The 21,868-nt window shown below is 47.7% G+C and carries 26 protein-coding genes; 4 read left to right on the forward strand and 22 right to left on the reverse strand.

Annotation, left to right across the window (positions count from 1 at the left end; genetic code table 11):
- The 10 genes from tolA to RBK99_RS11015 all read right to left on the reverse strand — a co-directional run bounded on the left by tolA (position 1) and on the right by RBK99_RS11015 (position 9,110).
- Entirely contained in the window at positions 1-918 is a 918-nt protein-coding gene (gene tolA / locus RBK99_RS10970) for a cell envelope integrity protein TolA (protein ID WP_317504647.1), read from the reverse strand.
- A gap of 2 nt (positions 919-920) precedes the next feature.
- Positions 921-1,343, reverse strand: coding sequence for a protein TolR (gene tolR, locus RBK99_RS10975; RefSeq protein ID WP_317504752.1), 423 nt, complete (start codon positions 1,341-1,343; stop codon positions 921-923).
- A 2-nt stretch (positions 1,344-1,345) separates the two neighbouring features.
- Positions 1,346-2,056 carry a protein TolQ gene (gene tolQ, locus RBK99_RS10980; RefSeq protein ID WP_317504648.1) on the reverse strand — a complete coding sequence of 237 codons (711 nt, stop codon included), beginning with the start codon at positions 2,054-2,056 and terminating at the stop codon, positions 1,346-1,348.
- Between the two features lie 3 nt (positions 2,057-2,059).
- Complete coding sequence (gene ybgC / locus RBK99_RS10985) at positions 2,060-2,470, reverse strand: tol-pal system-associated acyl-CoA thioesterase (RefSeq protein ID WP_317504649.1); 411 nt, start codon at positions 2,468-2,470, stop codon at positions 2,060-2,062.
- Positions 2,471-2,867: 397 nt separating this feature from the next.
- Positions 2,868-3,887 (reverse strand): Holliday junction branch migration DNA helicase RuvB, encoded by a 1,020-nt coding sequence (gene ruvB / locus RBK99_RS10990; protein WP_317504650.1) that lies wholly within the window; start codon positions 3,885-3,887, stop codon positions 2,868-2,870.
- Between the two features lie 9 nt (positions 3,888-3,896).
- Positions 3,897-4,514: a Holliday junction branch migration protein RuvA gene (gene ruvA, locus RBK99_RS10995; protein ID WP_317504651.1), complete on the reverse strand. Its 618-nt coding sequence runs from the start codon at positions 4,512-4,514 to the stop codon at positions 3,897-3,899.
- 12 nt (positions 4,515-4,526) lie between these two features.
- The gene (gene ruvC / locus RBK99_RS11000) at positions 4,527-5,063 is read right to left on the reverse strand and encodes a crossover junction endodeoxyribonuclease RuvC (protein ID WP_317504652.1); all 537 of its coding nucleotides are present in this window, start codon (positions 5,061-5,063) and stop codon (positions 4,527-4,529) included.
- The gene (locus tag RBK99_RS11005; RefSeq protein ID WP_317504653.1) at positions 5,064-5,813 is read right to left on the reverse strand and encodes a YebC/PmpR family DNA-binding transcriptional regulator; all 750 of its coding nucleotides are present in this window, start codon (positions 5,811-5,813) and stop codon (positions 5,064-5,066) included.
- A 16-nt stretch (positions 5,814-5,829) separates the two neighbouring features.
- The gene (gene aspS, locus RBK99_RS11010) at positions 5,830-7,599 is read right to left on the reverse strand and encodes an aspartate--tRNA ligase (protein ID WP_317504654.1); all 1,770 of its coding nucleotides are present in this window, start codon (positions 7,597-7,599) and stop codon (positions 5,830-5,832) included.
- A 74-nt stretch (positions 7,600-7,673) separates the two neighbouring features.
- The gene (locus RBK99_RS11015; protein ID WP_317504655.1) at positions 7,674-9,110 is read right to left on the reverse strand and encodes a diguanylate cyclase domain-containing protein; all 1,437 of its coding nucleotides are present in this window, start codon (positions 9,108-9,110) and stop codon (positions 7,674-7,676) included.
- A 118-nt stretch (positions 9,111-9,228) separates the two neighbouring features.
- Here RBK99_RS11015 and cmoA point away from each other — a divergent pair, with 118 nt between their 5' ends.
- The 3 genes from cmoA to RBK99_RS11030 are packed head-to-tail and all read left to right on the forward strand — an operon-like array spanning position 9,229 to position 11,857.
- Positions 9,229-9,960 (forward strand): carboxy-S-adenosyl-L-methionine synthase CmoA, encoded by a 732-nt coding sequence (cmoA, locus tag RBK99_RS11020; RefSeq protein ID WP_317504656.1) that lies wholly within the window; start codon positions 9,229-9,231, stop codon positions 9,958-9,960.
- 8 nt (positions 9,961-9,968) lie between these two features.
- Positions 9,969-10,940 (forward strand): tRNA 5-methoxyuridine(34)/uridine 5-oxyacetic acid(34) synthase CmoB, encoded by a 972-nt coding sequence (cmoB, locus tag RBK99_RS11025; protein ID WP_317504657.1) that lies wholly within the window; start codon positions 9,969-9,971, stop codon positions 10,938-10,940.
- 23 nt (positions 10,941-10,963) lie between these two features.
- Positions 10,964-11,857, forward strand: coding sequence for a LysR family transcriptional regulator (locus tag RBK99_RS11030; RefSeq protein ID WP_317504658.1), 894 nt, complete (start codon positions 10,964-10,966; stop codon positions 11,855-11,857).
- Positions 11,858-11,862: 5 nt separating this feature from the next.
- Here RBK99_RS11030 and galU read toward each other — a convergent pair whose 3' ends face one another.
- Positions 11,863-12,747: a UTP--glucose-1-phosphate uridylyltransferase GalU gene (gene galU / locus RBK99_RS11035; protein ID WP_317504659.1), complete on the reverse strand. Its 885-nt coding sequence runs from the start codon at positions 12,745-12,747 to the stop codon at positions 11,863-11,865.
- Between the two features lie 103 nt (positions 12,748-12,850).
- Here galU and RBK99_RS11040 point away from each other — a divergent pair, with 103 nt between their 5' ends.
- On the forward strand, positions 12,851-13,162 hold the full coding sequence (locus RBK99_RS11040; protein WP_317504660.1) for a DUF6170 family protein: 312 nt from the start codon (positions 12,851-12,853) through the stop codon (positions 13,160-13,162).
- Here RBK99_RS11040 and RBK99_RS11045 read toward each other — a convergent pair.
- From RBK99_RS11045 to ccmA, 11 genes are read right to left on the reverse strand one after another with little or no spacing between them, the layout of a single operon-like run.
- Positions 13,131-14,120 (reverse strand): response regulator, encoded by a 990-nt coding sequence (locus RBK99_RS11045; RefSeq protein WP_317504661.1) that lies wholly within the window; start codon positions 14,118-14,120, stop codon positions 13,131-13,133. The two genes, RBK99_RS11040 and RBK99_RS11045, sit on opposite strands and share 32 nt — an antisense overlap.
- Before the next feature lie 55 nt (positions 14,121-14,175).
- Positions 14,176-14,928, reverse strand: a complete 753-nt coding sequence (locus RBK99_RS11050; RefSeq protein WP_317504662.1) for an MlaA family lipoprotein — start codon at positions 14,926-14,928, stop codon at positions 14,176-14,178.
- Positions 14,925-16,130 carry a c-type cytochrome biogenesis protein CcmI gene (gene ccmI, locus RBK99_RS11055; RefSeq protein ID WP_317504663.1) on the reverse strand — a complete coding sequence of 402 codons (1,206 nt, stop codon included), beginning with the start codon at positions 16,128-16,130 and terminating at the stop codon, positions 14,925-14,927. The genes RBK99_RS11050 and ccmI overlap by 4 nt, the downstream gene beginning before the upstream one ends.
- Positions 16,123-16,581: a cytochrome c-type biogenesis protein gene (locus tag RBK99_RS11060; protein ID WP_317504664.1), complete on the reverse strand. Its 459-nt coding sequence runs from the start codon at positions 16,579-16,581 to the stop codon at positions 16,123-16,125. Before RBK99_RS11060 ends, ccmI begins: the two co-directional genes overlap by 8 nt.
- Positions 16,581-17,129 (reverse strand): DsbE family thiol:disulfide interchange protein, encoded by a 549-nt coding sequence (locus tag RBK99_RS11065; RefSeq protein WP_317504665.1) that lies wholly within the window; start codon positions 17,127-17,129, stop codon positions 16,581-16,583. Before RBK99_RS11065 ends, RBK99_RS11060 begins: the two co-directional genes overlap by 1 nt.
- Positions 17,122-19,077, reverse strand: coding sequence for a heme lyase CcmF/NrfE family subunit (locus tag RBK99_RS11070; RefSeq protein ID WP_317504666.1), 1,956 nt, complete (start codon positions 19,075-19,077; stop codon positions 17,122-17,124). Before RBK99_RS11070 ends, RBK99_RS11065 begins: the two co-directional genes overlap by 8 nt.
- Positions 19,074-19,556: a cytochrome c maturation protein CcmE gene (gene ccmE / locus RBK99_RS11075; RefSeq protein WP_317504667.1), complete on the reverse strand. Its 483-nt coding sequence runs from the start codon at positions 19,554-19,556 to the stop codon at positions 19,074-19,076. Before ccmE ends, RBK99_RS11070 begins: the two co-directional genes overlap by 4 nt.
- Entirely contained in the window at positions 19,540-19,770 is a 231-nt protein-coding gene (ccmD, locus tag RBK99_RS11080) for a heme exporter protein CcmD (RefSeq protein WP_317504668.1), read from the reverse strand. Before ccmD ends, ccmE begins: the two co-directional genes overlap by 17 nt.
- On the reverse strand, positions 19,770-20,507 hold the full coding sequence (locus tag RBK99_RS11085) for a heme ABC transporter permease (protein ID WP_317504669.1): 738 nt from the start codon (positions 20,505-20,507) through the stop codon (positions 19,770-19,772). Before RBK99_RS11085 ends, ccmD begins: the two co-directional genes overlap by 1 nt.
- Before the next feature lies 1 nt (position 20,508).
- Complete coding sequence (ccmB, locus tag RBK99_RS11090; RefSeq protein WP_317504670.1) at positions 20,509-21,192, reverse strand: heme exporter protein CcmB; 684 nt, start codon at positions 21,190-21,192, stop codon at positions 20,509-20,511.
- The gene (gene ccmA, locus RBK99_RS11095; protein ID WP_317504671.1) at positions 21,189-21,845 is read right to left on the reverse strand and encodes a cytochrome c biogenesis heme-transporting ATPase CcmA; all 657 of its coding nucleotides are present in this window, start codon (positions 21,843-21,845) and stop codon (positions 21,189-21,191) included. Before ccmA ends, ccmB begins: the two co-directional genes overlap by 4 nt.
- Positions 21,846-21,868 lie beyond the last annotated feature (23 nt).

Below are 21,868 nucleotides of genomic sequence, written 5' to 3' on the forward strand. Positions count from 1 at the left end.
TTACAACTGGGGTTTTACAGTCAATTTAATGGTACTCATCTGTTCATAAACTTCAGGATTATCAGAAACGGGTAATGTTGTCGCTTTTAACACCGCATTCTGTGCTGAGCGACAGACATTAGGATCGCCATTACCGGTCGTTACCGACTTCACGAATCCGCTAGCCGCAACTTGAATAGTCAATTCACAGGATTTACCTTTCATTGACTCGTCAACGTTCCAGTTTCTCTGAATCGTCTGTTGAATGAGTGCTTGATACTTTTCTAATTCTGTTAATATCTGTCGCTGCCGCGCGGCTTGCCGACGGGCTCTTTCGGCTTCCATTTCTTCTTGTAACTGCGCCTCGCGCTCAGCCGCTTCTCTCTGTTGCTGTTCTCTTTTACGTCTCTCTTCCTCACGTTTGCGCCGCTCTTCTGCCGCTTTACGCTCAGCTTCTTCAGCTTCACGTTTGCGTTTTTCCGCAGCTTTCGCAGCCGCTTCGGCCTCTGCTCGCTCCTGAGCCAAACGTTCCGCTTCTTTCTTTTCTTGGGCCGCCTGTTTGCGCGCTTCTGCGGCTTCCTTTTTTTCCAGTTCTTGTTGACGCTCAATTTCCGCTAAGCGTTGCTCCTCACGCTCACGTGCCCTGCGAACTTCTGCAGCACGCTTTTCCAACGCTTGCATCCGGCGCTGCTCCGCTGCTTTTTCTTCCGCTTTCCTTTCGCGGATTTTTTCGGCTTGCTGCTGAATTTTCGCTTTGTCGACGGTTACCGCACTGACGACTTCCTCGGACACGTCGAGATCACTTTGTTCTAAGTTGATTTCTACGGCTTCGGGTGTTGAAGGTGTAAACTCAAAGCTGATTAACAATACCACCGCTATTACAGCGTGTATTGCAATCGAATATATCAGCGGTAAAGTTAAGCTCTCTGTTTTTGCCACAACTAATTATCCGAAGAGTCTGTCATTAAACCAACTGATGGCACACCGGCTTTTTGTAGTAGCACCATCAACTGGACAATTTGATTATAAGATACCGAACCGTCGCCGTTGACCATTACGGGAGTACCGGGTTCAACTTGCAAGTGGGCAGCAACCAATGTCGCTAACTCATCCGCCTTCATTGGCGTATCCTTGCTATCGCCTTGGTTCAAATAATAACGCCCTTCCGCATCAACGGATGCGATTAAAGGCGGTTTACTCTCTTCAGAAAGCGGTTCTGCTGAAGCTTTCGGCAGGTCAACTTTTACACCTTGCGTGATTAACGGTGCTGTCACCATAAAAATAATTAACAGAACCAACATCACATCGATGTACGGAACGACATTGATTTCCGCAACCGGCTTACGACGTTTGCGTGGCATCACCATCATACCGTTTCACCCTCTGCTTTATTTTTACTCGCCTGAGCTGCAGACTGTCTTTGCAAAATTGAAATGAATTCATCAATAAAGTTCATGTATTGATTATCTACTTTTTCAACTTTCGTTGTAAAACGGTTGTAAGCAATAACTGCGGGTATTGCAGCGAACAAGCCCATTGCCGTTGCGATAAGCGCTTCTGCAATACCTGGGGCGACCATAGCTAAAGTAGCCTGTTGAACGGCCCCTAAGGCAATAAAGGCATTCATTATTCCCCACACCGTCCCGAATAACCCTATGTAGGGGCTTATCGAGCCAATAGTCGCAAGAATGCCTAAATGATTATCCAGCTTTTCAGTTTCTCTGGCGTGAGCCACGCGCATCGCCCTAAAAGCACCTTCGAGCATAACCTCGGTATTTGCCGCAGAATGGTTCCGAAGTCGCGCATACTCTTTAAAACCAGCATGAAACAGCAGCTCCATACCCCGGGCATTCTTTGCCCGAGCCGAAATTTCCTGGTAAAGCCGAGCAAGATCGACACCAGACCAAAAACGGTCTTCAAACTTAAACGCATCGGTTTGTGCCTGTTTCAGCACTTTCCTGCGTTGGAAAATCAGCACCCAGCCCCATACCGACATCGCCAGTAACATTACCATAACCAGCTTAACCAATAAGCTGGCTTGCATGAATAAATCAATAAACGATAATTCTGCTTGCACGCTTTAAACCCCTGACTGAATACGCAAAATTATTGGTTCTGGAATTGCGACAGCCCGCATAGCCTTATTATCTACGCAAGCGGCTAAAACTATCGCCCGACAGTGCACACTGCCATCCTTCGCCAAAACTTGTTGTTCAAAAACTAATGACGCTTTCTTTATTTTTATCACTTTGACCGTTACCGTTAACTCAGCGTTAAACTTAGCGGCCTGCCGTAAGTCCAATTCTACTTTGCGAACGACAAAGGCTCTATTGTGAGCCAACCAAGTATCCTGTTCAATCCCTAACGATCGTAACCATTCTGTTCGGGCTCTTTCAATAAACTTGAGATAGTTCGCATAATAAACAATACCACCTGCATCCGTATCCTCGTAATAAACCCGGATCGGCCATTCAAAGTCACAATGAGACATTAGCACCTCAAGTAAAGTTCCGAAAAGTTACCTTTGTGTAATATTTTGTAAAGAAGCCTTTAAAACTGTTACTGGTTACTTTATCAGCAGAATTTTTTTTATGTCAGAATTAAGTAGCTAAAATATTAACATTCTGTTTTTTAAATGCTTTTTTGTTTTGTTATAAATATGTTGTGCTTTTTTTAATCGAATCATCAATCTTGCGGATTAGTTTTAGTAATGCGAACATCTAATTTTTCTTGTTTGATCAGAATCAGTTTGGCCTTATAATACCCAGCATATCAGAGGCGAAGAGATTGGTTGTCACTTCTTCTTAGATTGTTTATGAATAGATTGTTCCCTGGATTTAACTTCCTTCTTGTTGTTCTGTTTGCCCGCACATTGTGCGGGCTTTTTTTTACTTTTCCGGTGTTAGGCCAAAGTGCTGATAGGCTCGAGGTGTGGCAATTCGCCCACGAGGCGTACGTTGTAAGAAACCTTGCTGAATAAGATAAGGCTCAAGCACGTCTTCTATCGTATCTTTTTCTTCACCAATTGCAGCTGCAAGGTTATCCAGACCAACGGGACCGCCCATAAATTTTTCCATTATGGCCAGCAGCAACTTCCTATCCATATAATCAAAACCCGCCTGATCGACATCGACCATTGTCAGCGCCGCATTCGCAATTGCTTCATCAACGTCACCATTACCTCTAACTTCAGCGTAATCCCGGACACGACGTAATAAACGGTTAGCAATACGGGGCGTACCTCGTGATCGACGCGCTATTTCCCGAGCCCCACCGTCAAGCATTTTGACATTCATGAAATGCGCGGAACGCGCCACAATATCGGTCAATTCATTAACGTCGTAGAACTCAAGCCGCTGAACAATGCCAAAACGATCGCGAAGCGGTGACGTCAGTGCTCCGGCCCTGGTGGTTGCACCAATTAATGTGAAAGGGGGTAAATCGAGCTTAATAGAGCGAGCGGCCGGCCCCTCACCTATCATAATATCCAACTGATAATCTTCCATTGCCGGGTATAGAATTTCTTCGACAACCGGGCTTAAACGGTGAATTTCATCAATGAACAACACGTCGTGTGCTTCGAGGTTGGTCAACAAAGCAGCCAGGTCCCCGGCTTTTTCTAGAACCGGTCCTGAGGTCGTCTTAATACTAACGTCCAGTTCGTTAGCGACAATGTTCGCCAGAGTGGTTTTACCCAACCCGGGAGGACCAAATATTAACAGGTGATCCAGTGCCTCTTGTCGTTTCCGTGCCGCCTCAATGAAAATCCCCATTTGCTCTACAACGTGCTTCTGACCGGTATAATCTTTCAGGGTCTTGGGTCGTATCGCGCGATCAACAGCTTCATCTTCTCCCTGTACTTCGGGCTCAATAAGTCGCTGCGTTGCTATTTGATCGGCTTCAATCATCGGGCTTCCTTACGACAGCTGCTTAAGCGCCAGTCGAATCAAAGTCTCACTGTTATGCTCTGCAGAGTACACTTTTTGCAGAGCTTTTTCAGCTTGATTTTCTTTATACCCAAGTGATTGTAAAGCGCTAATAGCGTCGGCTCGTGCATCAGCTGGATGTTCTCTTGCGTCCGTCCCCTGGTTGTCGACAGGGGTACGATCGGTAAATGGCGTTGCTGGTTGCCAATCTTTTAGGCGATCGCGCATTTCAATTACCAGTCGCTCAGCCGTCTTTTTACCTACGCCGGGTAATTTTACCAGACGGGTCACGTCATTTTGGTTCACCGCAACAACGAATTCGTCGGCTGACATACCAGATAAAATAGCCAGAGCCAGCTTAGGCCCAACGCCCTGAGTTTTAATCAACAACCGGAACAGTGAACGCTCAGACGAGGAGATAAAACCGTACAGTAGCTGGGCATCTTCACGCACCACAAAATGGGTGATCAGTTTTATGGTTTCACCTACCGCTGGCAACTGATAGAAGCACGTCATTGGCAACTGAATTTCATAACCAACGCCTTGCACATCGAGTACGACTTCGGGCGGCTGTTTACTGGTGAGAACTCCCTGAATATGACCTATCACTTTTATACTCCGTTAACGCAAGCGTCCGCGAACAGTTTTACGCGCAGCGCCTGCCATTTTAATTAGATTCTGTGAACTATGAGCGTGGCATAAAGCAACGGCCAACGCATCGGCCGCGTCTTCTTGCGGGCAGCGCTGTAAACTCAGTAAGGACATCACCATATGTTGTACCTGCGACTTTTCCGCACCACCATTTCCCACCACAGCCTGCTTAATTTGCCGCGCCGAGTATTCAGCAACTGGAAGCTCTGCACAAGCAGCAGCGACAATTGCAGCCCCCCGAGCCTGTCCCAGCTTCAACGCTGAATCAGGGTTTTTCGCTATAAAAACCTGCTCTATCGCAAACTCATTGGGTTTGAACTGAGTAATTAATTCGCTAACGCTGTCGTGTATGCGCCGCAGTTTTTCAGCCAGTGTTAAAGGCTCTTTAGCTGTACCAATTGCCTTTATACAACCACTGCCCAGGTAATTGATTTGCCGCCCTCGTTGCTCGATAACGCCATAACCGGTTATTCTTGAGCCCGGATCAATACCCAGAATAATCGCCACTTAATCGTCCAGTCGCGCAATAATCTCATCAGAGATATCGGCATTATGGTAGACGTTCTGCACATCATCTAAATCTTCCAGTGCATCCAGTAACTTTAAGAAAGTCCGCGCAGATTCTTCATCCAAATCCACCCGCGTATCAGGCACTTGAGTCACCTCAGCATTACTAGCCTCTAATTCTTTGGCATCCAGAGCGTCTTTAACAGCACCAAAGTTTTCCGGCGATGTCATCACATCAATACTGCCGTCTTCGTAAGTGATGATGTCTTCGGCTCCGGCTTCTAGAGCGGGTTCCATAATCTGCTCTTCGGTTACGCTCTGCGGGTAACTGATAACCCCTCTTTTATTAAATAAGTAGGCAACCGAACCGTCCGTCCCCAGATTACCGCCCATTTTACTGAAAGCATGACGAACATCTGAAACCGTTCGGTTTCGGTTATCTGTCATACATTCCAGCAGCACCGCTACGCCATTAGGGCCATAACCTTCGTAGGTCAGCTCATCAACGTTGTCGCCTTCAAGATCACCTGAGCCGCGTTTAACCGCAGTGTCGATGGTGTCTCGTTTCATATTATTCGATAAGGCTTTATCAATCGCTGCGCGCAAACGCGGATTCGTTTCAGGGTCTCCGCCGCCTTCGCGGGCAGAGACCGTAATTTCACGAATTAATTTGGTGAAAATCTTGCCGCGCTTAGCGTCTTGCGCGGCTTTTCGGTGCTTAATATTAGACCATTTAGAATGACCAGCCATATCTCACCTCTGTTGATTACTCGTCTTCCTTAACAATACTTTTTACGCCCAGTTCTTGCAATGCAGCAGGGTTTGCTGCGCCAGGAGCATCGGTAAGAACGCAGGCTGCAGTGGTTGTTTTCGGGAAGGCAATCACGTCACGAATTGAGCTTGCCCCAACCATTAACATAACCAGGCGGTCTAAACCAAAAGCCAGGCCGGCATGCGGTGGTGTGCCATACTTCAAAGCTTCCAGCAAGAAACCAAATTTTTCCTGAGCTTCATCTTTTTCAATACCCAACACCTCGAACACCGCTTGCTGCATGGCATTTTCGTGGATACGAACCGAACCACCGCCAAGTTCAACACCGTTTAAAACCATGTCATAAGCATTAGAAATTGCGGCTGCGGGGTTAGCTTTTAACTCTTCCGGGGTCACATTAACCGGCGCGGTGAACGGATGGTGTAATGCGGCCAGGCTACCGTCATCGGCAACTTCAAACATAGGAAAGTCAACAACCCACAATGGCTTCCACTCATTGCTAACCAGCTCAAAATCTTTACCCAGTTTCAGTCGTAAAGCGCCCAAAGCCTCGGCAACAACATGCGATTTGTCTGAACCAAAGAACAACACATCGCCGGTTTCTACCTGCAGGCGTTCCAGTAAAGGTTCAATAACGTCATCCGGCAGAAACTTAAGGATCGGCGACTGCAGCCCATCACGACCCGCACTGCGGTCATTCACTTTAATCCAGGCTAAACCTTTAGCACCATAGATGCCGACAAACTGCGTGTATTCATCGATCATTTTTCGCGAAACATTCTCCGCTTGCCCTGGTAAACGAATAGCAGCGACACGGCCATCGTCGTCGTTAGCCGGACCAGAGAAGACTTTGAATTCAACGTCTTTTAAAACATCCGCAACATCAACCAGTTCTAACGGGTTACGTAGGTCTGGTTTGTCACTACCAAAACGACGCATCGCCTCATGCCAGGTCATGCTTGGAAATTGCCCCAAATCGACACCAAGCAGCTGCTTAAATAAATCGCGCGCCATTTGCTCGGTAATTTCCATAACCTGTTCTGCGGTCATGAATGAAGTCTCAATATCTATTTGCGTAAATTCAGGCTGGCGGTCAGCGCGCAAGTCTTCATCGCGGAAACACTTCACAATTTGATAGTAACGGTCAAAGCCGGACATCATCAGCAGCTGCTTAAACAACTGAGGGCTTTGCGGCAATGCGAAGAAGCGGCCTTTGTGAGTTCGGCTTGGCACCAGATAATCACGTGCTCCTTCCGGGGTCGCCCGCGTCAGCATAGGCGTTTCGATATCAAGAAACCCGTTGTCATCGAAGAAACGACGTACAGCACTCGTGACTTTTGCGCGAAACTGCAGTTTTTCATTCATTTCAGGGCGACGTAAATCAAGGTAACGATAACGCAGACGGGCTTCTTCGCTCACTTGCTGATTAAAGTCGATAGGAAGAGGCTCAGAACGGCTCAAAATCTCTAAGTCCGTTGCCACTAGTTCAACTTCGCCAGTCGCCATATTTTTGTTGACCTGGCTTTCCGGACGACGGTTAACTTTGCCACTTAAGCGCACGCAGAATTCCTGGCGCAGGCTGTTTGCTGTTTCAAATAACGCTTTCTGGTCCGGGTCAAAAACAACTTGCAATAACCCTTCTCGGTCTCGCAAATCGATAAAAATTAAGCCGCCTAAATCCCGGCGTTTATTAACCCAACCACACAGCGAGACTTCTTGTCCCGCCAGTTCAGCATTAACTTGTCCACAGTAATGAGTTCGCATGCGCGTTTATCCTGCTAGCTGTTGCAATGAATGTTTTCACGAAGCGCAACATTATAGCGGACTGACGCCGAATGTCATCCGTCGTCACCGGCCAAACGCACATCATTTTTACCCGCCGCTTTTGCCCGGTACATGGCTTTATCAGCAGAGCGGAGCAGGTCGTCAGTGCTTTTACCGTGCTTAGGGTAGACAGCAACGCCAATGGACACACTGATTTCCAGTGTTTTTTTCTTCACTTTGTAAGGTTTAGCGAGCTGAACCACTAATTTCCGCGAAACCGCCAAAGCTGACCCCGTCGTATTTGCGGTAGGAAGAATAATGACAAACTCATCACCACCATGACGACAGACCGTATCAGAACGCCGTAAAAGCGTGCTCATTCTTTGTGCCGCATGAATCAGGAGTTCATCACCATAATTATGCCCAAAGTCATCATTAATTTTTTTAAAGCCATCGAGATCCAGAAACAAAACAGCAAAGGGTTTGCCCGTTCTTTCATTTTGATTCAGCGTTTGCTCTAGCCTATCCTGCATTAAATTACGATTGGGTAAACCGGTGAGCTCATCATGAGTCGCTATATGTCTAATTCTGCGTTCTGCCGCTTTGCGTAACTTAATCTCTTTACGTAAACGACTATTCCAAATAACAAAGCCGACAATAACCAACAGCACAATGGAACCGACCTTCATAGCAATATCAAGCAACTCTTCGTTGCTCCAGCCTTGCTCTAACTGAAAACCGTACCACTTTTGTCTGAGCTGTCTACGCTCATTCTCCGTCACCGAATCAATACCGCGATTTAACGCCATAACCAGCGGTTGCCAGTCGTCCCTTATCGCTAAATAGAGCTTTTCACCTTTCGCGTCATCGATAACCGAAAGTTCAGACCCCGGTAGTGGCCTTTCCTGCAGTTGGTGAACCAGCATAGGTAAACTATCGACGTAGTAATCCACCGTACTGCTGCGCAACAGACTCATCCCTTCGCGAATACCATCGACCTGAACAAGCTGAATGCCGCTAAGCTGGGAGAGCTGCGATGTAATGCTGTACCCTTTTACGACACCAACTTTACTATTTTTTAATTGAGCTAAACCGATGCTGCCACTGTTCGATTGTGGGCTCGAAAGCGAAATTGCCGCCCAGGGCATTGACCAGTAACTTTGAGTGAAATCCATGAACTGGTTGCGTTCAACCGAATAGGACACACTGCTCAGCACGTCAATTTCTTTATCTTTTATGGCTTGCAGGCAATTAAGCCAGCTCCCGCAAGGCTTCCATACAATCTCTGCAGGCAACCCACGAGTAAACTTTTTCATTAAATCGACATCGAGACCTTCCGCCTGGCCGTTTTCGATAGAAACCAAAGGTGCCAGTTGCGCAGGCACACCAACACGAATATTTTCATAATCTTTCAGCCACCCCTCTGACTGGCCGGCGCCAGCAGGGCTGCTCGAAAAAAAAACAGTCAAAATGACTAGTGTTGCGCTAACGATGCCCAAAACTCGGTTCAATATTTTATCCTCCAAGTTATGTTATGCGGATATTAGTCTAATATAGCCTGTGCGTCAGTACCATTTATCGGTAAAATACAAATAATGATGAGTCGTTTATTAAACAAAGTTAACTTTTATGACGCAACACGACACGATATTTTCAAAGCCTTTACCCAGTATTTCTGACTTTTGTTTTGATCAGCAAGTGGTGGAGGTTTTCCCCGACATGATCAACCGTTCGGTTCCTGGGTATTCGAGTATTTTGCAGACCCTGCCTCAGCTTGTTAGCCGATACGTTCAACCCGACACCCATTTGTATGATTTGGGGTGCTCTTTAGGTGCAGCAACTCTGGCAATGCGTAAAGGTTGCGAGCAAACAAGCAACTGTAAGATTATCGGGGTAGATAACTCTCAAGCCATGATAGAACGGGCTCAATTGCACCTGGACGGCTATAAAAGCCAAGTCCCGGTTCAGCTACTCTGTCAGGACTTAACGGAAGTTCCGATAATGAACGCCTCCGTTGTGGTCCTAAACTTTACCCTGCAGTTCATTCCAGAAGAAAAACGAGATGCGGTCATTCAACGCCTATTTGATGGTATGAATGATAACGCTGTCCTACTCGTTGCTGAAAAAATTCGCCACCCCGATGAACAGATGAATGATGTACTCATCGACTTACACCACAACTTCAAACGCGCTAATGGCTACAGTGAACTTGAGATAAGCCAGAAACGCGCAGCGATAGAGAACGTGATGAAAATTGATACCTTGCAAGCCCATCAACACCGTTTTCAAAAAGCGGGCTTTAAGCATAGCACGACATGGTTTCAGTGCTTTAACTTTGCCGCCATGCTGGCCGTTAAGTGAGCGATATTATGGTTGATTTCAGCAAAGAACTCGCCGCTTTATTAGACAGCCCTCACGCGCAGTGGCTGGATACTTTGGCACCTCAACTTACCGCATTTAAAAACAATCCTCATGGTAATTTAAAACGCTGGCAGCGAGTTTTACAACAACTGCCAGGGTTAACCGCGGAGCATCTTGAGTTATCAGACACTATTCAGGTGGGCCATTCAGGCGAAGCCTCTGACTCTGACAGGGCTCGCTTAACCGGTCTGTTACAACAGCTTCAGCCTTGGCGTAAAGGCCCGTTTAATTTATTTGGTGTTTCTATTGATACCGAGTGGCGTTCAGACTGGAAATGGCAGCGTGTCGCGCCACACCTAGATGATTTGAATGGTCGACAGGTCCTTGATGTTGGTTGCGGCAGCGGATACCACTTGTGGCGTATGCTAGAAGCCGGTGCTGACAAGGTTTGGGGGATTGATCCGGGCGAGCTTTTTCTCATGCAATTCCGAGCGGTTCGCCAGCTAATGCCGACAACATGGCAACAGCGGGCCCACTTCTTCCCAGTAGGAATTGAACATATGCCGGAGCTTAAAAGCTTCGATACCGTTTTTAGTATGGGAGTGCTTTATCATCGGCGATCGCCGGTCGATTTTTTACAGCAGCTGAAATCACTCATTCGTCCTGGCGGCCAGCTGGTACTGGAAACTATTGTTGTCGACGGCGACGAAACCACCGTGATGATGCCCGGCGAACGCTACGCACAAATGAGGAATGTCTGGTTCCTGCCAAGCGCCAAAGCCTTGTCGGTTTGGCTAGAGCGACTCGGGTTTAAGGACATCTCTATTGTTGACCACAATACCACATCGACTAAAGAGCAAAGACGAACCGAGTGGATGACCGGAGAATCCCTCGCAGATTTTCTTGATCCAAACGACGCTAAAAAGACTATTGAAGGTTATCAAACACCAATTCGAGCTGTTATCACCGCTCGGGTTTAATTACCCACCGGAGTGGAAACAACATGAGCGTTTATCGCCCCAAGTCGACCATTGAGCAATGGCGTATCCTGCAAGCGGTCGTTGACTGTGGTGGCTACGCACACGCGGCTGAGGCCCTGAATAAAAGCCAATCGTCGCTCAACCATGCAGTGGCTAAGCTTCAGCAGGTAGTTGGCGTTCAATTACTAGAAGTTAGAGGACGAAAAGCCCACCTAACGACCGCCGGTGAAGTGTTGCTTCGTCGCTCCCGGCAACTGACCAATTTAACCAAAGAAATTGAACAATTGGCTGATAATTTAGAACAAGGTTGGGAGCCTGAAATAAAGCTCGCTCTGGAAATGGTTTTTGACCGCAGCCAGTTAATTCCCGTTTTAGATGAGTTTCAACAGCTGAGTCGTGGCAACCGCTTAGTTATCAATGACACCGTATTAACAGGCACGGTTGAACAAATTCAGCAGCAAACAGCCGATGTTGTCATTACTCATCATCTTCCCCGGGGCTTTATCGGAGAACCGATAAGCCAATACAGTATGGACTTAGTCTGTCATCCAGAGCATCCGTTAACGCAATTAGAGCAACCCATTGACCAGAATGAACTCTCTCAACATTTACAAATTGTTATTCAGGATACCGGCAGTCGCCCTGTCGAGGATGAAGGTTGGCTAAAAGCAGAACAACGCTGGACGGTCAGTCACTTCGACGAAGCTCTCCGGCTAATCCGTAATGGGTTAGGTTTTAGCTGGCTGCCCGGCTACATCGCTCAGGACGACTTAAGTTCGGGTCGGCTGAGTCGCATAGCCGTTGAGGGAAGTAGCTCACGTAAAGGTAGCCTGTACATGGTTCTGCCTAAAGCAGAACAAACCGGCCCCTGCGCGAAAACTTTAGCGGAGCTGATACTGAAACACCAGCCCCACTAAATGCGTCACTTAATCGACTGTATATAAGCTTTCATATCAGCGCCCAGGTCCGGGTGACGCAAAGCATGCTCAACAAAAGCCTGAGCATACCCCAGCTTATTGCCGCAGTCGTGGCTTTTTCCTTTCATGTAATAAGCTTTTACCGGCTGTTTTTCCAATAGCATAGCCATTGCGTCTGTCAGCTGGATCTCATTACCAGCGCCAACAGGTGTTTTTTCAAGAAGCGGCCATAAATCAGCTGAGAACACATAGCGCCCAACCACAGCCAAATCTGACGGCGCGTCTTTAACTGAAGGCTTTTCAACTAACTGAGTGATACCGGCTTGCTCGCCGGGGCTCAAGTCCACGCCGTTAATGTCAGCAATACCGTAACTACTCACATCTTGCTGTGGTACTTTCTCAACCATAACCTGAGAATGGCCGCTCTCGTCAAAATTTCTGACCATTTCTGCCAAATTATCTCTATTTAATTGGCAGCTGGCCTCATCCACCAGAACGTCAGGTAACACCACGGCAAAAGGTTCATCGCCAATTAAAGGACGTGCACATAAAACCGCATGCCCAAGACCTTTAGCAACGCCTTGACGAACATGCATAATGGTCGTTTTTTCAGGACAGATAGCTTTTACTTCAGCCAAAAGTTGGCGCTTTACCCGCTGTTCCAGAGTCGTTTCCAGCTCAAAGCTCGTATCAAAGTGATTTTCTATCGAGTTTTTACTTGAGTGAGTTACCAGAATGACATCGGTCAAACCCGCTGCGGCGCATTCTTCAACAATGTACTGAATAAGAGGGCGATCCACCAACGGCAACATTTCCTTTGGAATGGCTTTGGTAGCGGGTAACATCCGAGTTCCTAGCCCGGCTACTGGAATAACGACTTTTTTGACCATAACAGCTGTCCTTAAATTCTGTTCACTTCAGAAGCGCAAGTTTATAACCTTTTCCCATGTTATAATGCAACCCAATTAACAAAATTCAAATGAAAGACTCACTATGGCTTTGTATTTTTCTTCGCGTCACATTCCGCAGTTATCCAATTATAGCTTTACTGAACGCGCTATGATTTTGTCTATCGCACAGGAAAGAATGCCGGTACCCCGCCGCCTCATTTGTAATATGGCTAAACTGGTACCTATCTGTCTTATTTTCTTCTTCATTGTAGAGGTTGAAGGATGGTGGAAAGTTCCCGCTTTGCTGGCTGCAGGTATTGGTTACCCATTGTTCACTCAGCCTATTAACCTCAATATGTCACTGCCTTACCTCGATAAAGCAATTAAGCAGTTTGAGGCGCAGCGGTCACGCTAAGCTCGGTGCCCTGAAAAGCACAATAAAAGCGGTGCAGGTGCTCAATCTTATGTTCGCGGAAGTTCGCGTGTTGCCAAATTCCCAGGGCAAGATCAGGTTTCGCCCCCGGTTCTGGTTGGAACTTATCTCCAGCCTGAGCCCAAAGCCAACTGTGCTCTTTTGTATCAACCACACCAACCAAGGTATCAAACGCGGTTCTAACCTGTGAATGGCAAAGTTCGTGATTCAAGTGGCTGAGTAATGCTGCCGGGGAAAGTAATGTGTTGTCGTGCCCAGACAAATACTGTCGAATGAGTGGATCAATAAGCGTTTTTAACACTAATAACGGAAGCAGGTTCTGTTCTGTTGCATTTTGCGCTACAGCCATAACCACCAGCACTTTACCTTGGGTTAAAGGCCGGTAATCAACCCAGACCGGTGCCTGTCCAAAATCAGTTACACGACAACCAAAATGGTAGTCATTAAGACTTAAGGCTCCCTCCGGTAGTAGCTCTTCCACCAGCCGACCAACAATGACATCATCCTGGTATAAAAGGTCAAGATGTGCGTCGAGTTCCCATACGTCGTGCAGATAAGTTTCTTCAAGCTGATAGCGTTTTAGACAGTGCTCTATCGCATTTTCAATCACGTTAAGACTTTGAATGGGTTTAACCAGGTAATCCCAGGCCCCGAGACGAACAGCCTCTCGTATATCAGACATTTTCTCAGATGCAGAAATAACAATAATTGGGGTGCTGGTGCAAACTTTCAGCAATTTTTCTATAACCTGCAAACCATCGATATCAGGTAATTTCAGGTCGCAAAGCACAATATCAGGACGTTCCCGACGGCAGATATCGATGCCTTGCCCACCGTTACTCGCACACTGCACATCGTACCCGCTGTTGACCAGAAACTGATTAACTACAGACTGGAATACCGGGTCATCTTCGATTAATGTAATGTGCGCTCTGGGCATGGTCGGTTCTTATCTATGACTCATGCCCTAAGCATTGTTCAGGAATGGCTAATCGTCAATGAGACTCGTCGCCGGAATTGTCCGTATCATCGATGGTGTCATCCCACTGCTCGAAGTTTTCTTCTTCTAAAGGCGGATTACCATCATATACCTGGTCTTGCCAGCGCTGATAATAAACATTTTTCACAAACGAGTACGGATCGAGAGAGTTCTCCAGTACGCGTTCCTGATCTTGCAAGCGCAGGCGTAACTCCAGACCTTTAATGACGTATCGGGCTATGTCGACAGGCCAACTGAGCGATGGGTATGGGAAGTATTGGCCATCGGCATAGTCGCCACCACGGTCAACCACAACCGTTGGCCCCATCAACGGCAACATTAAATATGGACCTTCTGGTACACCCCATACCGCCAACGTCTGTCCAAAACTCTCTTCACGCTTCGTCAAACCCATAGGTGTTGCTACGTCAAATAAGCCCACCAGGCCGACCGTCGAATTAACCACAAAACGGCCTAAGGAAATACCAGCGTCCGCTATCTTCCACTGCAGCAAATTATTCACAACAGAAGACGGTTCTTCGAGATTCTCTACCGCCTGATATAAAGAGGTTCGGATGGGTTGCGGTATATGTTCATAGGTTTCAGCTGCAGGCTCTATAACCGCCTCATCAACATCGCGGTTAAACTCCCACATATCCCGGTTAAAATCTTCGAACGGGTCGCGAGGATCGGCATAAGGGTCTTCTGGAGTCGAAGAACACCCAACCATAAAAAGAGAAACTAGCAGTAACAATCCATATTTTTTCATTCGTCGATCCGAGTTGATAAAGTCAAGGTTAAATCGGTTGAACTATCAGCTTTTATAGTGACAGTGTCGGCTTCAAGATCACCGGCTTGGCGCTCAATTTTTTCATCTTGCGAAACACGCGCATGTATCTGCCAATAATCCAAGTCACTCATTTGGTAATCCGGCAACATCGCATTTTGGTTAGACAAGGTTATCGTGACCGGAAACTCACCTGCCGGCTGCCTAACCACGGCTGCTGGCATGGGCTTTTCTTTACCGGTTACATAGACAAAAAGTACGGCATTAGCAGGTAACTGATTTCTTAGATCTTCACTCAACTTAACCGTTACCTGAAGCTGGATCTGAGCCTCTCTTTTTTGTTCTTTGGCTCGTTCCAATGCATTAGCAACCGCCTGGTATCGCTCAGAACCATCGGCCAGACGCTCTTTTAACAGCTGCCAGGCGCTGATTGCCTGATCCCAGTCCTGACGCTCAAAAGCAACAAATCCGAGCAGGGACAAAGCCTCAATATTACCCGGCTCCTGTTGCAGCGCCCGAGCCAGCAGTTGCGCTGCCTTCGATTGTCCGTTTTCTACGCCGGACATCAGTAAAAAGCGGCTGTAACTGACCAAGGTATTTACCGAGTCAGGTGCCAATTGCAATGATTTCTGAAAGGCTTCATTGGCATCGTCTACAGCCCCCAGATCAACCATTAGTCCGGCATAAATCCACCAGGCAATAGGGTCATCAGGATTATTCATCAATTTTTGACGCAGCCCCAAAGCAAAGGTATTGATCTCCTCTGGACTGCCCTGCTGATTCTGTTGCAATAAGCTTTTCCCCAACTCCGGAAGCCGCTCACGTGCGTTCTCTGCCTGTAACTGCAGCTGCCAACTGCCAAAGGCCCAATACAGTACCGAAGAAATAATCACCAGCAGCAGAATAGGCGTAACAATCGGCGTACGATGCCAATGAATACTCTCTTCCACATTCTCGCTGTCTTTCAAAAAGGTTTTATCCAGTTCTTGTTTCGCATGCCGGTACTCTTCTTCCGGCAGAGCATATTGCGACCGCTCTTCTTCTAACTCAGCCAGGCGTTGTTCGTACCAGCGTTGGTTCTCGTCCTGACGTTTTCGATAACGACGCTGCCGCCCTGTAGCTAACAGCACAAACACCACAGCAACCAACAGCATCAACAACATGATTAACCACAAACTACTCATCGCCCGACTTCCTCAGTTGCTCAAGACGAGCACGCTCTTCTTGAGTTAATTCAACCGCTGCTTTCTTTTTGCGCGTTAAAATTACGGCGACTGCAATCCCCATAAACAAGACCAGTAAGGGCGCCCACCACAAAATACTGGTAGCCGCCGTTATTGGGGGACGGTAATGCACAAAGTTGCCATAGCGCGCGACCATGTAACGAATAATGTCTTCCCGTGACTGGCCTTCTCTTAGCATCTCATATGTTCGGTCACGCATATCCTCAGCTAAAGGTGCATTTGAATCCGCAATATTTTGATTCTGACACTTAGGACAACGCAGTTCCTTAACCAATTGTTGGTAAGTTTCGCGCTGTTGTTCACTGTCAAACTCATAACTATTTTCATTTTTCGCTGACACCGCCGAGACCATAACCAAGACGGTTGCCAAAGCCAGTAGCACAGTACGCATTATTTCGCTTCCTCTACCATTTGCTGATAGATGCCTTGTAAATTATTGTCCCAGTTACGTGCGTTAACATCGCCAACATGCCGGTACCGGACAATGCCGTTATGGTCAATAAAATAGGTTTCAGGCGCACCGTATACACCAAACTCAAAAGCAACTTCCCCTTTGGGATCAAATAAGTTAACTGTGTAGGGGTCGCCCAGTGTATTCAGCCAATTGACTGCTTTTTGTCTAGAGTCATCTTTATAATTAAGACCAACAATAGGAACACCCTTTGAGGCCAGAGTGTTTAGAAACTCATGTTCGGCACGACAGGTAGGACACCAGGTTGCCCATACGTTTAACAGCAACGGCCCGTTATGCAATACGGACTCATCGTACGTCACTTCAGTATTATAGAGGTCACTGACTTCAAACTCCGGCACAGGGTCATTAATCAAAGCGGAGTCCAGTCGGGAGGGATCACTGCCCAGCCCTTTCAATAAGAAGAACACCAACGCCGCGAACAAAACAAGTGGCCCAAATAGAATTAGCCAACGAAATTTAGTCATTGACTGCCTCCTTTCCACCGCTTTTTCGGTAACGCTTGTCAGCTAGTGCCAATACACCGCCTATTGCCATAATAATGGCGCCCAGCCATATCCAGCGGACAAACGGCTTAACATAAAAACGGATAGCCCAGGCGCCGCTGTCCAGCGGTTCGCCCATAGCAATATAGAGATCGCGTAGTAGCGACGCATCCAGCCCAACTTCTGTCATGCTGGTTCTCTGAACTTTGTAGAACCGTTTTTCACTGGTTAACTGAACCACTTTTTCTCCGTCTTTATAAACGGTAAATAGTCCTTCATCGGCATCATAATTAGGGCCTTCGCGATGCTTAAGGCTTTCAAATACCAGGTTATAGTCCAATACCTCGACAGACTGGCCGGGCATCAATGCCACGTCGCGCTCTTGCTCATAATGGGACACTAACGTAATACCAATGAGTGTTACCGCAAAGCCTAAATGGCCAAGAACCATGCCCCAGTGGCTGCCCGAAATTTTACTCAGTCCTGACCACCCCTGTTTACGCTGCTTAACGGTTTGCTGAACTTCGGTCAGAGTTGCAAGGCCAACCCAAAACGCAAGGAACAAGCCAGCAACGACCATAGCGGGTAACTCTTCAGCCCATATCTTCGGCAGCGCATAGGCTAGAATAATCGCCAGGGACAAAGCCAGTGCGACGGGTTTTAAAAGCGGTTTCATTACCTGTCTGCGCCAACGCATTAATGGCCCTAAACCAAGCATCAAAGCAAAAGGAATAACTAACCAACTATAAATCTGATTAAAGAATGGTTCTCCAATGGAAATAGTGCCCAGACCAATTTCCTTATGCACCAAAGGCAACATGGTGCCGAGGAATACCACCACCATAGCCGCCATCAATAAGACGTTATTCCCAAGTAACATGACTTCTCGGGACAACAGTTCGTAGCGACTGTAGCTTTGCATCTGGCCGGCCCGGAGACCATAAAGAATCAGCGAGCCGCCCACAACCAGCCCCAATAACACCAGAATAAACAAGCCACGGGTAGGATCGGTTGCAAAAGCATGCACAGATATCAAGACGCCCGAACGGACCAGGAAAGTGCCCAGTAAGCTTAGACTGAATGCGGTGATCGCCAGCAACACGGTCCAGGATTTAAAGCTACCGCGTTTTTCGGTGACCGCCAGAGAGTGCAATAATGCGGTTCCCACCAGCCAAGGCATAAAGCTCGCATTCTCGACCGGATCCCAGAACCACCAGCCGCCCCAGCCAAGCTCATAATAAGCCCACCAACTACCGATAGCGATTCCCAGCGTAAGGAAAATCCACGCCGCCAACGTCCATGGGCGGGACCAACGGGCCCAGGCGGCATCAAGCTTACCTGATAATAAAGCGGCAATAGCGAAAGCAAAGGCAACGGAAAAGCCAACATAGCCCATATACAACAACGGCGGATGAATGATCATGCCGGGGTCTTGTAAGAGAGGGTTTAAATCCTGACCATCGACCGGAATGAACGGCAGGCTGCGATCAAATGGATTCGAGACGGTGAGCATAAATAAGTAAAAACCGATGCTCACCAAACCCAGAATGGCAAGTACTCTGGCTATCATAGGTAAAGGCATTGAGCGGGAGAACAAAGCTACCGCCGCTATCCAACCCGCTTGCATCAGCATCCATAATAAGAAAGAGCCTTCATGAGAACCCCAAACTGCCGTCACCCTATAAGCGACAGGTAACTGACTGTTTGAGTTAGCAGCAACATACGCAATGCTAAAGTCATTGGCGACAAACCCCCAAACTAACAAACCGAACGCAATAGCCGTAAAGAAAAACTGACCATAGGCGAAAGGCCGCGCTAAGGCCATCATGCCACCATGACCTTTTGAGGCTCCCCATAAGGGATAAACCGCTAATAATACCGAGAAGGCAAGCGCAATAGTGATGGCAATGTGACCAGCTTCTGCAATCATTGCTCACTATCCTTTTCAACTTTATTTGGGTTAACGTGTTTAATACCCTTCATTTGTTCTGCCAGTTCCGGCGGCATGTATTCTTCGTCATGCTTAGCCAATACCTCACTGGCCTGCAGAACAGTAGGCTCAATCAACTCGCCCTGCGCGACAATTCCCTGACCTTCGCGGAATAAGTCCGGTAAAATGCCTTGATAAAGCACAGTCACTTCCGGCCCGGTGTCAGTAATTTTAAACGACACTTCTAAGGTTTTCGGGTTACGCTCAACGGAGCCTTCAACCACCATTCCGCCAATTCTGAGGCGCTGCCCTACTTCAGGCTTTTGCTTATCTTCACCCTTGCCCTCTACCAGTTCGCTTGGCGTATAGAATAAATCGATATTTTGACTTAATGCGTACAGCATCAGCCCGGTGGCAACAGATACCCCGATAACTAATATAGCAACCCAGGTTAAGCGTTGTTTACGTCGTGGATTCATTACCGTCTCCTACTGCTGCACGGTTTTCGGTGCGTCGGGCTAAGCGCTGCTGACGCTTTTGTAATTGCCTGCTTTTCTTCACCAGTTGTCGTTTAGCTATTAAGGTTTCCAGAGCCACTCCGGCCAGAACCACAAAGCTCAAAAAGAACGACAACCAAACATACAATCCATAACCACCCATAGCGACGAAATCAGTGAAACTGTCAAAAGCCATTAGTCTTGCTCCAGTCGTTGCTGCGCCCAGGGGCGGTGTAATTCATGCCTGATTATCTCATTTTTTAGTCGCATCATCACTAGCGATACCGTCAAAAAGGCGAAGCCTGCCAAACAAATTAATAATGGAATGAGCATACTGGTAGCAATTGATGGCCGCTCAAATTTGGTAATTGTTGCGCCTTGGTGAAGAGTGTTCCACCACTCTACCGAAAAGTGGATAATAGGTAAGTTAATAACGCCTACCAGCGACAAAATAGCCGCGGCTTTCGCTCCGGTTCTGGCGTTGTCAAAAGCAAAGTACAGCGCCATCACCCCAACATACAGGAACAACAGAATCAATTCTGACGTTAGCCGTGCATCCCAGACCCACCAAGTACCCCACATGGGTTTACCCCAGATAGCACCGGTTAACAGAGCCACCACAGTTAACGCAGCCCCCACCGGCGCTATAGCAGGAATGGTCCACTCTGCCGTCTTAATTTGCCAGACAAGCGCAATAGCGCCCATTATCGCCATGCCCATATAGGCGCCCATAGAAAAAATAGCCGCCGGCACATGCAGAAAAATAATCCGATAGCTGTCGCCTTGCTGGTAGTCGCCAGGCGCAAATGCCAGCCCCCAAATAACGCCGGTTACCAAGGTGACTAGCGTTAGAGCCACAAACCAGGGCAGAAGTCTTTGCAACAGGTTATAAGTTGCTTCGGGTTTCGCGTAAGGGTGTAACCATTGCCACATATTAATTTACACTCATTCTGATACCAGCTGCCACGGCAAGCGGAGCCAATGTTACAGTTAAAACAGAAATTGCCGCCAGTATCGCTAACTGACCATGAACTGCAAGCCCAATCGACGCATTTTCCACCGCAGCCGTAGCAAATATTAGCAACGGAATAAACAGCGGAATAAGGATTAAGCTTACTAAAGAGCTGCCGCGCTGCACCTGCAAAGTCAGTGCCGCGCCAATAGCGCCCAATGCGCTTAAGGCAGGAGTCCCTAACAATAATGTTAATGCCAGCGCCCACCAGCCTTGTAGGGGTAAACTCAATAGTAGCGCCAGCAAAGGTGACAAAATAACCAGCGGCAGCCCCGTTAACAACCAGTGGGCCAACATTTTTGCCGTTACCGTGAACGCCAGTGGCTGCGGTAATAAACACAACTGCTCCAGAGTACCGTCCTGAAAATCATCGCGGAACAGTCGTTCCAGGCCCAGTAAGCCGGCTAACAACGCTGTCACCCAAATAATGCCCGGGGCAATGCGAGCGAGGATATCGGGACCAGGGCCTATGCCTAAAGGAAATAACGTCACGACCATAAGCAGAAAAAGTAAAGGGTTTAAAGCATCACTGCGACGACGGGCAGCGATGCGAAGCTCGCGCTTGAGTAACGTGGTCCAAATTTGACGACCGGATACCACACTCATAACACCTCTCCCTGATACTCAAGAGACAGCTTCTCCGGTGCTAATTCAGACAGAGTGAGTGACTGGTGCGAGGTGAAAATGATGGTGCCACCGCTTCGCAAATGTTCAACAAACCGCTGCTGTAACAAAGCAACGCCCTGAGCATCCAATGCAGTAAAAGGTTCATCCAGAATCCAAAGGGAGGCCCTGGTCGCCCACAGCCGAGTCAATGCCACTCGGCGCTGCTGCCCCGCTGAGAGTTTTACGGTCAGTTCATCTTCTAAACCCAGCAAACCGAGTTTTTCCAATAAGTCCCAGGCATTCACATTTTCAACAGCGGATAATTTTTGCTGCCAGTGAAAATTTTCCAGAGCACTTAACTCGCCTTTTACCGCGGCTTTGTGTCCAATAAACAGGAGTTGCTGACAATAGTCGGACCAATTATGCTTTAACGGCTGATTATTAAAAGAAACAATTCCGTTTGACGGCTCCAGCAACCCGGTCAGAATGCGCAGCAATGACGATTTACCAGCCCCGTTCGGTCCACTAACTTGCCATAGCTGACCAGCGCTAACCGAAAAATTGAGATTTTCAAACAATACCCGCCCGCCACGGATTGAGCTTAGCTGCTCTGCGTGCAATAGTGGGCTGTTGGTGGAAGCAAGCTGTGTCATGCGGATTTTACAACCGGAACCTT

The organism is Idiomarina solivarensis, from assembly GCF_033052755.1.
In the GTDB taxonomy this organism is placed as follows: Bacteria; Pseudomonadota; Gammaproteobacteria; order Enterobacterales; family Alteromonadaceae; genus Idiomarina.

Excerpts from the sequence above, each read along its gene's own strand:
- ybgC (WP_317504649.1), bottom strand. The coding sequence starts at position 2,470 with ATGTCTCATTGTGACTTTGAATGGCCGATCCGGGTTTATTACGAGGAT.
- ruvB (WP_317504650.1), bottom strand. The coding sequence starts at position 3,887 with ATGATTGAAGCCGATCAAATAGCAACGCAGCGACTTATTGAGCCCGAA.
- RBK99_RS11005 (WP_317504653.1), bottom strand. The coding sequence starts at position 5,813 with ATGGCTGGTCATTCTAAATGGTCTAATATTAAGCACCGAAAAGCCGCG.
- aspS (WP_317504654.1), bottom strand. The coding sequence starts at position 7,599 with ATGCGAACTCATTACTGTGGACAAGTTAATGCTGAACTGGCGGGACAA.
- cmoA (WP_317504656.1), top strand. The coding sequence starts at position 9,229 with ATGACGCAACACGACACGATATTTTCAAAGCCTTTACCCAGTATTTCT.
- cmoB (WP_317504657.1), top strand. The coding sequence starts at position 9,969 with ATGGTTGATTTCAGCAAAGAACTCGCCGCTTTATTAGACAGCCCTCAC.
- RBK99_RS11030 (WP_317504658.1), top strand. The coding sequence starts at position 10,964 with ATGAGCGTTTATCGCCCCAAGTCGACCATTGAGCAATGGCGTATCCTG.
- galU (WP_317504659.1), bottom strand. The coding sequence starts at position 12,747 with ATGGTCAAAAAAGTCGTTATTCCAGTAGCCGGGCTAGGAACTCGGATG.
- RBK99_RS11040 (WP_317504660.1), top strand. The coding sequence starts at position 12,851 with ATGGCTTTGTATTTTTCTTCGCGTCACATTCCGCAGTTATCCAATTAT.
- RBK99_RS11045 (WP_317504661.1), bottom strand. The coding sequence starts at position 14,120 with ATGCCCAGAGCGCACATTACATTAATCGAAGATGACCCGGTATTCCAG.
- RBK99_RS11050 (WP_317504662.1), bottom strand. The coding sequence starts at position 14,928 with ATGAAAAAATATGGATTGTTACTGCTAGTTTCTCTTTTTATGGTTGGG.
- ccmI (WP_317504663.1), bottom strand. The coding sequence starts at position 16,130 with ATGAGTAGTTTGTGGTTAATCATGTTGTTGATGCTGTTGGTTGCTGTG.
- RBK99_RS11060 (WP_317504664.1), bottom strand. The coding sequence starts at position 16,581 with ATGCGTACTGTGCTACTGGCTTTGGCAACCGTCTTGGTTATGGTCTCG.
- RBK99_RS11065 (WP_317504665.1), bottom strand. The coding sequence starts at position 17,129 with ATGACTAAATTTCGTTGGCTAATTCTATTTGGGCCACTTGTTTTGTTC.
- RBK99_RS11070 (WP_317504666.1), bottom strand. The coding sequence starts at position 19,077 with ATGATTGCAGAAGCTGGTCACATTGCCATCACTATTGCGCTTGCCTTC.
- ccmE (WP_317504667.1), bottom strand. The coding sequence starts at position 19,556 with ATGAATCCACGACGTAAACAACGCTTAACCTGGGTTGCTATATTAGTT.
- ccmD (WP_317504668.1), bottom strand. The coding sequence starts at position 19,770 with ATGGCTTTTGACAGTTTCACTGATTTCGTCGCTATGGGTGGTTATGGA.
- RBK99_RS11085 (WP_317504669.1), bottom strand. The coding sequence starts at position 20,507 with ATGTGGCAATGGTTACACCCTTACGCGAAACCCGAAGCAACTTATAAC.
- ccmB (WP_317504670.1), bottom strand. The coding sequence starts at position 21,192 with ATGAGTGTGGTATCCGGTCGTCAAATTTGGACCACGTTACTCAAGCGC.
- ccmA (WP_317504671.1), bottom strand. The coding sequence starts at position 21,845 with ATGACACAGCTTGCTTCCACCAACAGCCCACTATTGCACGCAGAGCAG.